The 15,476-nt window shown below is 35.4% G+C and carries 16 protein-coding genes; 9 read left to right on the top strand and 7 right to left on the bottom strand.

The window, feature by feature from the left end; genetic code table 11:
* Nucleotides 1-5 precede the first annotated feature (5 nt).
* Complete coding sequence (locus PWU04_RS05105; RefSeq protein ID WP_274474770.1) at nucleotides 6-470, bottom strand: DUF1801 domain-containing protein; 465 nt, start codon at nucleotides 468-470, stop codon at nucleotides 6-8.
* Nucleotides 471-507: 37 nt separating this feature from the next.
* Complete coding sequence (locus PWU04_RS05100) at nucleotides 508-1,755, bottom strand: porin family protein (protein WP_274474768.1); 1,248 nt, start codon at nucleotides 1,753-1,755, stop codon at nucleotides 508-510.
* Between the two features lie 189 nt (nucleotides 1,756-1,944).
* On the opposite strand from PWU04_RS05100, the gene PWU04_RS05095 reads away from it, so the two are divergent.
* The gene (locus PWU04_RS05095) at nucleotides 1,945-2,460 is read left to right on the top strand and encodes a ferritin (protein ID WP_274474766.1); all 516 of its coding nucleotides are present in this window, start codon (nucleotides 1,945-1,947) and stop codon (nucleotides 2,458-2,460) included.
* Nucleotides 2,461-2,752: 292 nt separating this feature from the next.
* Here the strand turns inward: PWU04_RS05095 and PWU04_RS05085 are convergent, their stop codons facing one another.
* A complete protein-coding gene (locus PWU04_RS05085) occupies nucleotides 2,753-3,085 on the bottom strand; it encodes a single-stranded DNA-binding protein (RefSeq protein ID WP_274474764.1) in 333 nt (110 codons plus the stop codon).
* A gap of 764 nt (nucleotides 3,086-3,849) precedes the next feature.
* On the opposite strand from PWU04_RS05085, the gene PWU04_RS05080 reads away from it, so the two are divergent.
* The 3 genes from PWU04_RS05080 to PWU04_RS05070 all read left to right on the top strand — a co-directional run bounded on the left by PWU04_RS05080 (nucleotide 3,850) and on the right by PWU04_RS05070 (nucleotide 5,370).
* Entirely contained in the window at nucleotides 3,850-4,410 is a 561-nt protein-coding gene (locus PWU04_RS05080; protein WP_274474763.1) for an HNH endonuclease, read from the top strand.
* Nucleotides 4,411-4,420: 10 nt separating this feature from the next.
* Nucleotides 4,421-4,771: a hypothetical protein gene (locus tag PWU04_RS05075; RefSeq protein ID WP_274474762.1), complete on the top strand. Its 351-nt coding sequence runs from the start codon at nucleotides 4,421-4,423 to the stop codon at nucleotides 4,769-4,771.
* Between the two features lie 80 nt (nucleotides 4,772-4,851).
* Nucleotides 4,852-5,370 carry a hypothetical protein gene (locus tag PWU04_RS05070; RefSeq protein WP_274474760.1) on the top strand — a complete coding sequence of 173 codons (519 nt, stop codon included), beginning with the start codon at nucleotides 4,852-4,854 and terminating at the stop codon, nucleotides 5,368-5,370.
* Nucleotides 5,371-5,372: 2 nt separating this feature from the next.
* On the opposite strand, the gene PWU04_RS05065 is transcribed toward PWU04_RS05070, so the two are convergent.
* The gene (locus tag PWU04_RS05065) at nucleotides 5,373-5,843 is read right to left on the bottom strand and encodes a CBS domain-containing protein (protein WP_274474758.1); all 471 of its coding nucleotides are present in this window, start codon (nucleotides 5,841-5,843) and stop codon (nucleotides 5,373-5,375) included.
* Between the two features lie 122 nt (nucleotides 5,844-5,965).
* On the opposite strand from PWU04_RS05065, the gene PWU04_RS05060 reads away from it, so the two are divergent.
* Entirely contained in the window at nucleotides 5,966-8,263 is a 2,298-nt protein-coding gene (locus tag PWU04_RS05060; RefSeq protein WP_274474757.1) for a M28 family peptidase, read from the top strand.
* A gap of 55 nt (nucleotides 8,264-8,318) precedes the next feature.
* Here PWU04_RS05060 and PWU04_RS05055 read toward each other — a convergent pair whose 3' ends face one another.
* The 3 genes from PWU04_RS05055 to PWU04_RS05045 all read right to left on the bottom strand — a co-directional run bounded on the left by PWU04_RS05055 (nucleotide 8,319) and on the right by PWU04_RS05045 (nucleotide 11,607).
* Nucleotides 8,319-10,415, bottom strand: coding sequence for a M13 family metallopeptidase (locus PWU04_RS05055; protein ID WP_274474755.1), 2,097 nt, complete (start codon nucleotides 10,413-10,415; stop codon nucleotides 8,319-8,321).
* A gap of 141 nt (nucleotides 10,416-10,556) precedes the next feature.
* Nucleotides 10,557-11,123: a nuclear transport factor 2 family protein gene (locus PWU04_RS05050; RefSeq protein WP_274474754.1), complete on the bottom strand. Its 567-nt coding sequence runs from the start codon at nucleotides 11,121-11,123 to the stop codon at nucleotides 10,557-10,559.
* Nucleotides 11,086-11,607: a hypothetical protein gene (locus PWU04_RS05045; protein ID WP_274474753.1), complete on the bottom strand. Its 522-nt coding sequence runs from the start codon at nucleotides 11,605-11,607 to the stop codon at nucleotides 11,086-11,088. The genes PWU04_RS05050 and PWU04_RS05045 overlap by 38 nt, the downstream gene beginning before the upstream one ends.
* Nucleotides 11,608-11,742: 135 nt before the next feature.
* Between PWU04_RS05045 and PWU04_RS05040 the strand changes: the two genes are divergently transcribed.
* The 4 genes from PWU04_RS05040 (at nucleotide 11,743) to PWU04_RS05025 (ending at nucleotide 15,445) form a co-directional block, all read left to right on the top strand.
* On the top strand, nucleotides 11,743-12,705 hold the full coding sequence (locus PWU04_RS05040; RefSeq protein WP_274474752.1) for an NAD-dependent epimerase/dehydratase family protein: 963 nt from the start codon (nucleotides 11,743-11,745) through the stop codon (nucleotides 12,703-12,705).
* 36 nt (nucleotides 12,706-12,741) lie between these two features.
* The gene (locus PWU04_RS05035; RefSeq protein WP_274474750.1) at nucleotides 12,742-13,329 is read left to right on the top strand and encodes a HupE/UreJ family protein; all 588 of its coding nucleotides are present in this window, start codon (nucleotides 12,742-12,744) and stop codon (nucleotides 13,327-13,329) included.
* Nucleotides 13,330-13,424: 95 nt separating this feature from the next.
* A complete protein-coding gene (locus tag PWU04_RS05030) occupies nucleotides 13,425-13,856 on the top strand; it encodes a deoxycytidylate deaminase (protein ID WP_274474748.1) in 432 nt (143 codons plus the stop codon).
* Nucleotides 13,856-15,445 carry a S41 family peptidase gene (locus PWU04_RS05025; protein ID WP_274474747.1) on the top strand — a complete coding sequence of 530 codons (1,590 nt, stop codon included), beginning with the start codon at nucleotides 13,856-13,858 and terminating at the stop codon, nucleotides 15,443-15,445. Before PWU04_RS05030 ends, PWU04_RS05025 begins: the two co-directional genes overlap by 1 nt.
* Nucleotides 15,446-15,476: the final 31 nt, after the last annotated feature.

The following is a 15,476-nucleotide window of genomic DNA, read 5'->3' as shown; positions in this document are numbered from 1 at the left end:
AGTGATTATGCTTTAGATTTTTTTAAGTTGGTTTCATAGATGTTTATCCACTCTTCTACTGTCATTTTTGAGGCTAATTCACCTATTAATTCATAGGGAATCTCTTCAATTTTCTTAAATCGGATACAACTTTTGCCCATATCCAGCTTTCTTGAACAGTGTTTAGGGTATTCATTGGTAAACCATTCCATTAATTTGAGGCTGGCATAAATTCCCATATGATAAACTGCAATAAAATTCTTTTGTGAGGCGATGCTCATAAATGGTAAAGGGAGCTTTGGGTCACAATGATAACCATTGGGGTAGATATTATGAGGAACAATATAGCCAATCATACCATAACTAATGCCTTCCTTATACCCGTCAGGTAAATTGTCGTTAATAACCTGTCTTAACTTTTGCATTGCGTCTTTGCGCTCTCCCGGCAATTGATCTATATAGTTTTCTGGAGAATTGGCTTTATATTGCATAGTTGTTTTCTTTTAAATGATTAAGAGAAATTTATGGTTAAAATATTGTATAGCCAAAGACTATAGATGCACTTTGGTAATTAAAATTTTCAACATCGTGAGAAAGGTCTCTGGGTGTTGTAAAATTAATTTCAGCACTGTATTTATTCTTAAATTGATACCCTAATCCAAACAAAAAGTTATCGCTCATTCGGATTTTTGAATTTTGAATATCTTCTCTATCGGTCCGAACCGAGCTATTAAGTGGAGCATCATAAACATAAAACACATTAAAAAACAATTTGGAATCTGAGTTTAAAAAACTGTAATATCGAATACCTACAGGGAGTTCTATCGATCTATAATCGATATATACATTTGTTGTTTTTGGTCCAATAGAAGTCTCTTGGAATACAAGTTCTTGCTCACTTTCATAATATTGGAAGGCAGGGTCGAATGCTAGTGCCCATTTATTTCGGTTCAGAGGGAGGATATATTCTATTCCCAAACCAATTTTAAAATTAGTTTGGCTTTCAAATTCTGTATTCTTTTCATAAGGGTTTATGCCGAAATCCATTGAGAACCCTGCCTGATATACCCCTCCTTTTATAGAAATATTAAGGTAATCCCTCTTTTCTTTTTTCTTTTCAGTAATGTAATTGGGGTTAACACAGGTGTTATATTGGTTAAAAAACTTTACTAAATCTTTTTTGTTGTAGTCAGTATTTTCAATTTTATAAAGTGTAATGTCATCACACTTTAAGCGGTTCCAAAGTTGTTGTCTAAAATGGTTGTTTTCTGCTATTTTTCTACTTGTATTGATTTGACGACCTTCACTATAGGTTGGATTATATTTTTTATAGACTAATTGCTTGATGTCTGAATCTTTGGTTTTAAAAAAATAGCGGTAAAGATTTTTGTCAGTATAAGAATATAGTGATGCATCTCCTGTTACAAGAACTTTTAGGAAAAGTGTTTCCTCTTTGAACTCAGGTGCTTTTTTAGAGCTAATATTGTTAACGTTAGAACTAGAGCGGTCTATTAGGACTGTGGCTTTAATAAATGAAGAGTGATTATAAACGCCAAACTCTTTTATGGTTTTGATATCCTGTGTTTCTCTGGTGCCCCCCGTTTGTATTTGGTATTCAAAATCAATTGGATTACTCTTCCAGTCGGTGTTTTTTATATAACATTCAGTTCTTTGTCCTGTATTATCAATAAAGTATCCCTTATCGTAAGTTATTTGTGCAAATGAGCTAAAAATGAGTGATAGGAATAATAGTAAAGAACAAAAGTGTTTTCTCATAGTTTGTTGGTGGTATTGGTTATTTAATTGGGGTGCAAAATAGTAAAACCATTTAATTATTTGTTGTCTTTCTAGTAAACAAACAAGCTTGTTTAAAAGGGTTTTAAATTACTTAAAGAGCTGAAGTGATAGCTTAAAAAACTGTAATTTTATATGGAAAATTTATTACAAGATTAAAATTTTGGAATTATGTTGTCAAAAAATATAGAGAAAGCGCTCAATAAGCAAATTCGTATAGAGGCTGAGTCATCACAGATTTATTTGGCCATGGCTTGCTGGGCAGAGATTAAGGGTCTAGAAGGAGTAGCTAATTTCATGTATCGTCAATCGGATGAAGAGCGTGAACACATGCTTAAGTTGGTGAAATATGTGAACGAGAGAGGAGGACATGCCCATGTTTCAGAGTTGAATGCTCCAAACGTAACATTTAAGTCTTTTAAGGAAATGTTTGAAATGCTCTTTGAACATGAACAGTTTGTTTCGGGAAGTATTAACAATCTTGTTCATGAAGCTTTGGAGGAAAAGGATTATTCAACGCACAACTTTTTACAGTGGTATGTTGCAGAGCAGATTGAAGAAGAAGCAATGGCGAGAACCATCCTTGATAAAATTAACATGATAGGTGATGACAAAGGAGGGTTGTATCTTTTCGATCGTGACATACAACAGCTTACAGTAAATAGCTCGGCAGGTAATGGAATGTAATGTGTTAAAATTTGCTATTTTTTATTTAGAATAAATACAAATAATTATTTTTGCCCGAATTTTTAACCGAATTACTTTGGGCAAGAAGAAGGATAAAGAGAAGAAAGAGAAAAAGCTAAAGGAAAAAGCTATCAAGCAAATACAAGACACTGGTGGGCCAATTAAATGCAAAACCAAGTGTTGTAAAAAATATAAAAAGTCTGAAGCCAAGCGTTGTAAAAAATGTCCTTGCTTCGATTTGTTAAAAAAGGTAGCCTAAACCCAATTGCTTTTGGATTTAGGCTGTTTTTAATTATTTGGTAATCATAAGTAATTCGTTGCAAACTACTTCCGTATAATAACGTTTTTCACCATTTTTTGTTTCGTAAGTTCTGCTGGTCAACTTTCCTTCAACAGCAACTTCCTTTCCTTTACTCAGATATTTTTCAACAATAGATGCGGTTTTTCCCCAAGCAACAATATTGTGCCATTGGGTGTCGGTTATTTTTTCTCCATTGGCATCCTTGTAGCTTTCATTTGTAGCTAAAGAAAACTTTGCCAATAACTTACCACTTTCTAAATTCACAATTTCAGGGTCTTTTCCTAAATGTCCAATCAACTGTACTTTGTTTTTAAGTGTATTCATGATTTTTAATTTTATGATCTGATTAACAGATCGGTTTAACAGTTAAAACTATTGAGCTTAAAACTCAACAGGGCAAAGTTTTGTAATCGAATGATGTATAGTCGGTTATTAACTGTTTACATGCGATTTTATGTGTTTGTAATCGATTGTAACCGTTTGTAATCGGTTGTAAATGAAAGGAGCTAACAGAGTCTAGGAGCTTTGTAAGGAGTTTCCTTTTGTCGACAACGCCTAGCATATTACGACAAAGCAACGAAAGAAGCTTTTCTCCTGATTATTCGGGTTGTGGTAGTAGGTTTGTTAGTTGTTTTTTGCTTGATAAACAGTTAGTTGTATGTCTGGTGTTACTGGTGTTTTAACAAAATATTTGTCGTTTTATCGATTAAAATATTGCCTTGGTTTAAAATGAGTTAAGTTTGATGTCCCTATTGTTAAAACCTATAGCACAAATACTGACCTAGACTGCATTAAGCAAATCATTTCCGTGGATTCGTCCAGTTATGGTCAATTGAATGTAGATTAAGACCCTGAATCGATTCTTTTTCAAATGGCTTTATCCTTCAAGAGAGTTGTTTGAGTCAAAAATGTTCTGAAAATTGCCGTGAGAATGTTTTATAAAAGAGCTTTCTAATAGCCTTTTATTAGTTGCTGATGGGGAAATTCTACTCAGAATATTCCTTGTTTGAAGAAATTAACTTAACAACCCGGTTTGTTAAGAGTGATTGATTTTTGTGTTTTATTTTTTAATTCAGATTGTAAATGTTATGATTATTAACCTAAAAAACGAAAAATGGAAACGTTACATTTTACCTCAATGGAGGGATAATGAAGTTTATGATATTTCTTCTCATGGTAGAGTAATTAGCTATAAGTATAAAGAAGAAGGTGAGCTAATTAGCCTTTCAAACATTGGGGGGTATAAGGCCTTTACGGCTATCAAGAAAAATAAGAAGAACCATTTGGTATATGTACACAGGGCTGTCGCTTCACTTTTTCTTGAAAATGAAGAGGGTAAAAAATTTGTTATTCATAAAGATTTTGATAAGTCTAATAATGGAGTGGATAACTTGGCTTGGGCCAACCAAAAGGAATTAACGGCTCACAATAGTTCCAATCCCTTAGTAGTTGAAGCAAAAGCTAAGCGAAAGGTAAAAAGACCATATACCAAGCTTTCCGAAGGAAAAGTGAAATTAATTAAGAGAAAAATATTCGATCCCAATAGAAAGACCAGATTGAGGTTAATCGCTAAGCAGTTTGGTATTTCAGAAATGCAGCTTTACAGAATTAAATCAGGTGAAAACTGGAGCAGTGTGACCGATTTTTAAGTTTTGTATCATGAAAAGGCATTGTTTAGAGTGTGGTTCTGAGGTTATTGGTCGAATCGATAAAAAATTTTGTAATGATTACTGTAGAAATACCCATAATAATCGCGTTAATAAAGACGATAAGAATTTCATTAGAAATATAAATAATAGGTTGCGAAAAAATTGGAGAATTTTAGAGAGTCTTAATCCAAAAGAAAAGACAAAAACAACTAAAACCAAGTTAGAAGAGAGAGGTTTCGATTTTAAATTTTTCACTAACATTTACACTACCAAAGCAGGCAATGTTTACTATTTCGTCTACGACCAAGGTTATTTGCCGTTGGATCATGACTTCTTCGCATTAGTAAAACGGACTAATTGATTTTGTAAAAAAACTAAATTTATAAGATTATGAAGTTTAACAAATTAACAATTCTTGTTGTTTTAAGCTTTTTTTGCAGCATGAATTACGTATTTGCTCAGGAAGAAATGGAAGAGAAAGAGGTAGAAACGGAGGAAGAAATGAACAGGCATCAAATTGGTGTTATGATCGGTCATGTTCACATAAGCAATGGAGTAAAGCCAGATGGGAAAAAGTGGGACGCCCTACCTATGTTCAGTATAAACTACAATTATAGGGTTACTGAAAGTTGGAGTTTGGGGTTACATACCGATTTTGTCAACGAAACCTTTGAGGTTGAAGAACATTTGGGTTCTGGAGAAGAAAAAATATTGGAACGTGAAAGACCAATAGCGCCTGCGATAATGGTTGGTTATAAGCCAAGAGAGCATTTTACCTATATGTTGGGAGCAGGAGGAGAATTTGCCAAAGAAGAAGATCTTTTTCTATTGCGTGCGGAAGTAGAATATAGTTTGGAACTCCCAAATGAGTTTGAGTTTGCTGCTTCAATTGGCTATGATTTTCGATTTAATGCCTATGACTCATTGGCAATTGCTTTAGGTGTTTTAAAATCCTTTTAGAATTACTTGCTCCACTGTTCTCCCTTAAGCTTCATAGCTGCTTTAAGAATGTCTTTCTGACTAATTAATCCAATTAGTTTTCCATTCTCAACTATCGGAAATCGTCGTCTTCTGGCTTCCAAAAACTGTTTTGCGGCATCAAAAATGTTCATATTGCCATCAATAGTCTGCACCTCTTTAATCATATGTTTTTCAATAGGACTGTGTCCCATAGGCATATTGTAATATCGACTTTCAGAAATCTGTTTAATACAGTCGCCTTCAGAAATAATACCTACAAGTTCGTTTTTGTCGTTTACTACTGGTCCACCAGAAATTCTTTTGTGTATTAGAATCTCTATTACCTCTTCAATGGATTGATTGGGGGAAAACGTAGTAAGTGTTGTACTCATATAGTCCTTTACTTTAAAGGGAGTATCATCAATGTGTTTTTCTTTTGGATTTCTGGGGCCTTGAAAGCTCTTAATTCCCATGGTAATTCGGTTTTTAGGTGGTCCTACTAAAGTTACAGATTTTTATTGGTTTAACCTAAAAATAGTTTTCCCGCAATAATTTGCTATTTTTATACTAACCAACCTTTTAACAACCCTAGCTTATGCTCAGAAAAGCCGTAGCTTTTATCTTAATTGCTCTTGCAGTTTATGCTAGCTTTTACTTTTTAATGCCTCAATATGCTGTTTCGAAATCTCAAACGGAAGAGACTTTTTCTACCCAAAGAGCACTGGCAATTCTTAAACCTATTTCAGAAAAACCACACTTTGTAGGGAGTCGAAACCATGAATATGTCAGAAGCTATATAGTTGATGAGTTGACCAAATTAGGTTTGGAAGTGCAAGTTCAGGAAGGGTTTTCCATGAGTAAAGATGGTAATTTGTCGAAACCAAAAAATGTTATCACTCGCATACCCGGTAGGGATGATACCGAAAAAGGCTTGTTGCTAATGTCCCACTACGATAGTAATCCGCATTCTTCGTTGGGTGCTAGTGATGCAGGTTCGGGAGTTGTAACTATTTTAGAAGGGATCAGGGCTTATTTAAGTGAAGGTCGAACACCGAAAAACGATATTGTTATTCTTTTTACTGATAGTGAAGAGCTGGGTTTAAATGGAGCAGATATTTTTGTAAATAAGCATCCTTGGGCAAAAAATGTTGGTTTGGTGCTGAATTTTGAGGCTCGAGGCAGCGGTGGTCCGAGTTATATGTTAATTGAAACCAATCAAGGGAATGAAAAGTTAATGCAAGCCTTTGTAGAGGCTAATCCAGATTTCCCTGTGGCAAATTCATTAGCATATAGTATTTATAAAATGCTTCCGAACGATACCGACTTGACTGTTTTTAGAACAGATGGGGACATAGATGGGTTTAATTTCGCGTTTATAGATGACCATTATGATTATCATACGGTTCTGGATAATTATACAAGGCTAGACAGGAACTCGTTGGAGCATCAAGGCTCTTATTTAATGCCGTTATTGCATTATTTTTCCGAGGCAGACTTGACAATGCTGAAATCCCAATCGGATGATGTTTATTTTAATGTTCCACTATGGGGAATGGTGACATATCCTTTTTCTTGGGTTGTACCATTGTTATTATTGGCATATATCGTCTTTGTTTTTTTGGTGTTTTATGGAATTCATCATCGTCGTTTTACAGGAGCTGAAATCCTTCAAGGCGCTAAGGGCTTTTTTATGTCGTTTTTATTGTCAGGTCTAATAGGGTTTGTTTTTTGGGGAACTTTGACGTTTGTTTATCCAAGCTATGGCGAGATCCTCCAAGGGTTTACCTATAATGGCCATAGTTATATTGCTGCCATAATTTGTTTGAGTTTATCCATTTGTTTTTATTCCTATCACAAAGTTTTTAGACCCAGAAATACTGTTGGGTTATTAGTTGTGCCGTTGTTCTTTTGGTTGCTTTTAAGCACTTTAGTAGCATTTACTTTAAAAGGAGCTAGTTTTTTTATTGTTCCGGTATTTTTCAGTTTAGTGACATTGTTTGTTTTGATTCGTCAAAAGGAGCCTAACATCTTTTTAGTGGTTTTATTAAATGTGCCTTTAATTTTTATCATGGCACCATTTGTGAAAATGTTTCCCGTAGGTCTCGGATTAAAAGCCTTGTTGCTATCAGCGGTTTTTACGGTTCTTATTTTTGGACTGATGATAGCTGTTTTTGGTTTCTACATCCGAAAGAACTTGTTAGGACATTTCTTTATGGGACTTTGTTTTTTATACTTAATAATAGCACAGGTCAATTCAGGGTTTAATGAGGAGCAACCTAAACCGAATAGTCTGGTTTATCTGTTGAATGCTGATAACAACTCAGCACTTTGGGCATCTTATGATGGGCAGTTAGATTCTTGGACCAAAGCTAAATTAGGCGATAGTCCGGAAGAAGCAGGGGAGCTGTCATCAATTGCATTTGGAAGTAAGTATGGAACAGGATTTACCCATACCAATCCTGCAGAGATAAAGCCAATAGCAGAGCCAACCATTTTGATAGAAAAAGATACTCTAATAAAGGGGAATAGACGTTTAAGTATATTGTTGGTTCCAAATAGGCCTGTGAACAGAATAGAGCTATTATCGGGATTAAAACAACGAGTTTATGATATTGAAGCGAATGGCGTAAAGAGGGAATTGGGAGAAGGTAATGGGAGGTTATTTGAAAGCAATGAAAGAATATTGAGTTATTTTGTTTCTGATGGAGACACGCTTAAGTTGAATGTTACCGTACCAAATAAACAACAAACAAAGTTCTTGTTTTATGAAGCTTCTTTTGATTTGTTGAGTAATCCAATGTTTTCGGTTTCTAAACGAGAGCCATCAATGATTCCAAAGCCTTTTGTTCTTAATGATGCAGTAATTGTGAAAAAAGGAATTACAATAGAATAAAAAAGGCAGCTTAAACGCTGCCTTTCATTTTAATACTAATTCAAATAAGGTTTTTCTACCAGATTTTTACGCGATCTTCTGGTGCAAGATACATTTCGTCTTCTTCAGTAATATCAAATGCATTATAAAACGCATCGATGTTTCTTAAAGGTTGCATCGCTCTAAAAACTCCTGGAGAGTGTGGGTCTGTTTTTATTTGGTTTTTAAGAGCTTCGTCTGTGCTCAATGTTCTCCAAACTGTAGCCCAACTCATAAAGAAACGCTGTTCTGGTGTAAATCCGTCGATGTTTTCTGGTCTTCCATTATCTTTAAAGTCCATTTGAAGAGCATCATAAGCAGCATTTAAACCGCCAAGATCACCGATATTTTCACCAAGAGTAAATTTCCCGTTTACGTGAACTTCTGGTAAGGCTTCCAAATCGTCAAATTGAGAGGCCAATTTAGCGCCCAATTCCTCAAATTGTTTTAAATCCTCATCTGTCCACCAATTATTAAGATTTCCATCTTTGTCAAAACGAGCGCCAGAATCATCAAAGCTATGAGAGATTTCATGCCCAATAACAGCTCCAATACCGCCGTAATTTACAGCGTCATCTGCTTGGTAATTGTAGAAAGGAGGTTGTAAAATTGCCGCAGGGAATACAATTTCGTTAAATACAGGATTAAAGTAAGCATTTACTACTTGTGGTGCCATTCCCCACTCTGTTTTGTCTACAGGGTTTCCAAGTTTGGCCATATCCTCTTTAAAGTTCCACTCGCTAGCGTTCACCATGTTTTGAAGATATGTTCCGCCTTCAGCTGGACTTTTTATTTCTAACTCTGAATAATCCTTCCATTTGTCCGGATATGCAATTTTTATTTGAGTAGCTTGAAGTTTTTCAATTGCCTTTTTCTTGGTTTCAGGACTCATCCATTCTAGTTGACTTATACGGTTTTCGAAAGCTGAGATTACATTGCGAATCATTCTTTCAGCTTTTGCTTTTGCTTCTGGAGGGAATTTTTCATCCACATAAAGTTTTCCTAAAGCTTCACCAATGGTCCAGTTAAGGGTTTGAAGCGCTCTTTCGTCTCTCGGGCGTTGTTCTTTAGTACCGCGTAATTCTTTGCTGTAAAATTCCCAGTTTGCACGCTCAAGTTCGTCGCTTAGCATTCCTGCAGAAGTGTTTAAAGCTGTCCAACGTAGATATGCTTTCCAGTCAGATGGGTTGTTTTCAGCTAGAATACCTTGTAATGCTTTCATATAGTTAAGGTCGGAAACAATTACAGTGTCGATATCCTTGGCACCAATACCATTAAAGTACTCTTTCCAGTTGATAGCAGGAACCATGCTTTCTAGCTCTCCGATAGATTTAGGATTGTATCGTTTACGAGCATCTCTACGCTCTACTTTGTCCATTCTAGGCTCAGCCATTTTGGTTTCGAAGGCTAAAATTTGTTCCGCTTGACTTATTGCATCAGCTTCAGAGTCGCCTAAGAACTGAAGCATTCTCGCAACATGGTTGACATACTTTTCACGGACTTTTTTAGAATCTTCATCATCCTTTACATAATAGTCCCTGTCAGGAAGTCCCAAAGAACCTGTTCCTATGTATCCTGCGTTAATGTTACTGTTTTTAAGGTCGGCACCTACGCCAAACCCGAAAAATCCAGCGCCTCCTTTTGGTTCCATTTCAATTAAGAAGGCTTCAAGATCTTTTATATTGTTTATGCTGTTAATTTTTTCAAGATAAGGTAAAAGAGGTTTTATACCTTGCTCGTTTCTCGAAGAAGTATCCATAATGGTTTCGAAAAGGAAAACGGCTTTTTCTTGATCAGAGCCGGCCATAACCTTGATGTGGTTTAGGTCCTTGTCTTCAGACATTGCTGCTTGAAGAATAGAAAGAGCATCTTCATCGGTTTTTTGACGCAGCTCATCAAAGCTTCCCCAGCGTGATCTATCACTAGGAATGGTAGCTGTTTTCATCCAACTTCCATTTACATAATTATAAAAGTTGTCTTTAGGATTTACTAATGTATCCATGTTTTCAAGAACAAGACCGGGAGCGGGTTTTACTTCTGCAATCTCTTCTTTTTTTACGTCCTTTTTACATGCTGCCAAGCTTAAAAGGGCTATGGAGCCTAAAACGACGTGCTTTTTAAAATCGGTTTTCATGAGTTATTTTGTTTTAATCACACAAATTAATATTTATTCGATGCTCGAGTTGGGAATATGTTACATCTTAACAAAAAATTAATAAAAAAGCGCTTCGAGTTTGATTTTCAAAGCACTTAATCTTTCATTGTGAATTATTCACTAATCAGATAAAATTTGTTTTAGCAAAATAGTGTCTTTTTCTTTTTTGAGTGAAACGACATCTTCAACCAATTTGTTTGGAATAGTCATAGATAAGGTATAGTGGGTTATTTTCCATGTATCATTTCCTAGAGTTAGTACTCCGGAGCCTCTGCAAATACCCATTTGTGTGTTTAACAGCTCGTCAAACCAAACAATTTTTTTGTCTTTACTTATAAAAATATGACGATCAATAGTAGTAAAGCTCCAAGCCTTTCCTTTATCAAAATACGGTTTAGAATAAGTTTTGAATTCCTCTTTTGTCCAATGTTCAGCTGCATCAGTTCCAATAAAAATGGCGTTTTGGTCCATTAGCGAAAAATAAGATTCAAAACTCGCATTTGCAGCAGCCTTATGCCAATTGTCCAAAAGTGTGTTGGTTAGTTCTTTGATGATGTTATCGGAAACCGACTCATCATAAGCAGTTGAAGAGGATTTGCACCCTTGAAAAAAAGTAGTAAAACAAATAAAAATAACTGTTAAAACCGTTTTATTGTGGTTTTTGAATGTTTTGAGATTCTTTTTCAAACTTTTTATTGATTTGTAGGTTTAGATTAGAAAATGCAACTAGCACTTCCTTAATGTTGTTTATGCGTTCTATTTTGGTACTGTTATGTTGATTAATGCTGCTCTCGAGTTTAAGTATCATATTTTCTAGAGCGGTAAGTCTTGCTCGTACTGCTGGAGTATCCCCTTGTTTTGGTAATCCAGATTTTAGTCCCTCAATTAGAGTTTTGATGGCATCTGAATTATCGTAAAAAAAAGAAACATCGCCGGTTTTAAGTTGGTCGATATTGGTTTTGAGTTCAAAATATCTGTCCCATCCTTTCAAAGTTATTAGGGTAGGTGCATCTAATATATACTCATTGTAGCTTATGCTATCAATATCCTTAGCTGTAATCGATACGGTTACGATATTTTGTTCGATATCTATTTGGCTTTGATTAGTTTCATCTTTACAGGAAAACAATAAAACGGTAGAGAAGAGTCCAAGAAAAAGAAATCGTTTCATATTGATTTTTAGTTTGGTTACAAATATATCCCTTTAGCGGAATTTCCTATTATCAATTGCCTTAGGTTTTTTGTGTTAAATGGTTATTTCATCAATAAATCTTGTTATTTTTGACAACTTTAAAATTTGATGTAAATGGCACCCAAGATTTTAATTATAGGAGCATGTGGGCAAATAGGCTCAGAGCTAACCCAGAAGCTAAGAGGGATTCACGGAACTGATAATGTTGTAGCAGCAGATATTAATTATGGTAATTTGGATGTTGTAAATTCAGGACCATTTGAAATAGTAGATGCTCAGGATTATACAGCTGTGAAAGTTTGTGTGGAAAAACACGGTATTAATACTGTTTACCTTATGGCTGCTATGTTGAGTGCCACAGGAGAAAAATATCCTATGAAAGCTTGGGATTTGAACATGAGCTCATTATTCCACGTGTTAAATCTTGCTAAGGCTAAGGTTATCGATAAGGTTTTCTGGCCATCAAGTATTGCTGTTTTTGGGCCAACTACTCCAAAACAAAATACACCACAACGTACAGTTATGGAACCCACTACAGTATATGGAATTACCAAGCAAGTTGGTGAGCGCTGGTGTGAATACTATTATAACAACTATGGCGTAGATGTTAGAAGTATTCGTTACCCAGGAATCATTAGCTGGAAAACACAACCAGGTGGAGGAACAACAGATTACGCTATCGATATTTACCACAAAGCACTGACTGATGGACATTATGAGTGTTTCCTTGATAAAGGTACGGCTTTGCCTATGATGTTTATGGACGATGCCATTGAGGCTACCATCAAATTGATGACGGCAGTTGAAGTAGATGTAAAAGTACGTTCGTCATATAACTTAGCGGCTATAAGTTTCACTCCAGAAGAAGTAGAAGAGTCCATTAAAAAACATATGGAAGATTTTAATATAAGTTTTAAGCCTGATTTTCGTCAGAAAATTGCTGAAAGTTGGCCTCAGAGTATAGATGATACTTGTGCTCGTGAAGATTGGGGGTGGAAGCATACTTACGATTTAGATGGAATAACCAAGGAAATGTTGACTCAGTTGCAAAAGCTGTATGACGATGTTTCATCATAATTTGTAGACTTTTTCTAATGCCTTAAAATCACTTTAATGGAAAACTTCTGGTTTAATGTACAGTATGGTATTAACCATGTGTTAGATGTCAATGCCTACGACCATGTATTATTTTTAATTGCATTAACGGTACCTTATTTATTTCGAAACTGGAAGCGTGTTTTGTTCTTAGTGACTTTGTTTACAATTGGGCATACTGTTTCCCTTATTTTGGCGGCTTACGACATCGTAAGGGTAAATGGTCAGTTGGTGGAGTTTTTAATCCCTGTTACCATATTTGTTGTGGCGCTGTTCAATGTGTTTACTGCAGGGAAAAATTCTCAAAATGAGAAAGTTGGTGTGCTATTTTTCTCAACTCTTTTCTTTGGTTTGGTTCATGGATTGGGTTTTGCTAGGGAATTTAAAATATTGGTAGGGAAATCCGAGAATAAATTTCTTACACTTGCCGAGTTTGCATTAGGAATTGAACTTGCACAGGTAATCATCGTTTTTGTTGTACTCTTTTTAGGATTTTTAATGCAAACTGTTTTTAGGTTTTCAAAACGCGATTGGGTTATGGTTATATCTGCTGTTGTTGTGGGGTTGGTAATCCCTATGATTCTTCACAGCGATTTTTTAGCTTAATTTCAGCGTTATAGTCTAAATTTTTCATAAACTTTAAGAGCTTGGTTGTAATTAAAATACTAACCAAGTATCTTCGTTGTACTATTTAAATGCCTATGACTGAACATAAACAGCTTAAATACGATAGGGCGTATTTGAGGATTGCCCGAGAATGGGGAAAGTTATCATATTGTGAACGAAAGCAGGTAGGGGCAATTATTGTTAAGGACAGAATGATTATTTCTGATGGTTATAATGGTACTCCTACAGGGTTTGAAAATTACTGTGAAGATGATGAAGGTTATACAAAATGGTATGTGCTTCATGCCGAAGCGAATGCTATTTTGAAAGTCGCTGCATCGACCCAATCCTGTGTTGGTGCAACATTATACATTACCCTCTCTCCTTGTAAAGAGTGTAGTAAATTAATTCATCAAGCCGGTATTGTTAGAGTAGTTTACAGTCAGCCTTATAAAGACGATTCTGGTCTTCAATTTTTGAAAAAGGCAGGAATTGAATTAACTTTAATAGAAGATCTCAAAAACTGATGCGTATCCAAAAAAAATACTTGCCTTTAATAGTGGGAGCTGCTATTGCAGCTGGTATTTTTATTGGTGGTAAGCTTAATTTTCAAGATGCTCCCGATAGACTTTTTACAACTAATAGCAAGAAAGATAAACTTAATAGACTTATAGATTACATTGAATTCGAATATGTAGACGATGTAAATACTGATAGTATTGTTGACGTAACTGTTAACGGCATATTGGATAATCTTGATCCCCATTCAGTATATATTCCCAAAGAGGATATGCAACGAGTTGCTGAAAATATGAAGGGAGATTTTGTTGGAATTGGGGTTAGTTTTTACACCTACAGAGATACTATTACTGTAATTAGGCCTATTAAGGACGGGCCAAGTGATAAGGCAGGCATAAAGGGTGGTGATCGAATAATTATGGCAGATGGGGATACCATTTATGGAAAAGATCTTACCAATAAGGAGATAGTTGATGCTTTAAAGGGGCCAATTGATTCTAAAGTTAATTTAAAAGTATTCCGAAAAGGAGAGGCTAAACTTTTGGATTTTACAATAAAGAGAGATCACGTTCCGATAAAGAGTGTAGATGCGGCCTATATGATTAATGATACTTTGGGTTATATCAAGATTAATAGGTTTGCAGAATCTACCTTTAAGGAATTTAAAAAGGCCCTAAAAAAACTGAAAAAGGAAAAAATGAAAGCCCTTGTAATGGATTTAAGGGATAATCCTGGAGGTTTTTTAGGAGTTGCTGAGCAAATAGTCGATGAATTTTTAGAAGACGATAAATTAATCTTATTTACTAAGAACAAGAGAGGTCAGGTAGAGAAGACGTTTGCTACAAAAAAGGGAGATTTCGAAAATGGACAGGTGTACGTTTTAATAAACGAAAATTCGGCATCTGCCAGTGAAGTGATTGCCGGTGCGCTTCAGGATAATGATAAGGGTGTTATTGTAGGGCGCAGGTCTTATGGAAAAGGATTGGTGCAACGTGAAATGGATCTTGGGGACGGAAGTGCAGTACGCTTAACTGTATCTCGTTATTATACGCCTACAGGGCGTTCAATTCAGCGTTACTACGAAAATGGCCATAACAAAGATTATTTTGATGATTTACAGGAAAGGCTGGATAGTGGCGAATTGATTGATCCGGATAACATTCAAGTAGCAGATTCGCTCAAGTTTACTACTCCTAAAGGGAAGGTGGTTTATGGAGGTGGAGGTATTATTCCAGATGTATTTGTGCCATTAGATACCAGTATGCAAAATGAAACCCTTAGTTTTTTACAGCGTCGTGGATTTATGAGTTATTTTGTGTTTGAGCAGCTTGAAAAAGATCGTGAAGCTTATGCCAGTTATACTCGAAGTAACTTTATTGATAATTTCAAGGTTACTGATGATATGGTTGTTACCTTTCAGGATTATTTAAATCGTCGTATGGAAGTCAATCTTACTTTTGTAGCATACAACGATGCTGTAAAACAATATATAAAGGCTACTTTAGCCGATCAACTTTTTGGTGATGGTGCTTTTGAAGAGGTTTTAAACCAAAGTGATAGTATGGTTGATGAGGTTTTACAGTTAAATAAATTCTAGAAAGGGGAGATTCGATTCAAAATAATCCCGT

The organism is Mangrovimonas aestuarii, assembly GCF_028767185.1.
Taxonomy (GTDB): domain Bacteria; phylum Bacteroidota; class Bacteroidia; order Flavobacteriales; family Flavobacteriaceae; genus Mangrovimonas_B; species Mangrovimonas_B aestuarii.
The sequence above is the reverse complement of the archived record's forward strand: the minus strand, read 5'-3'. Positions and strand labels throughout refer to the sequence as shown.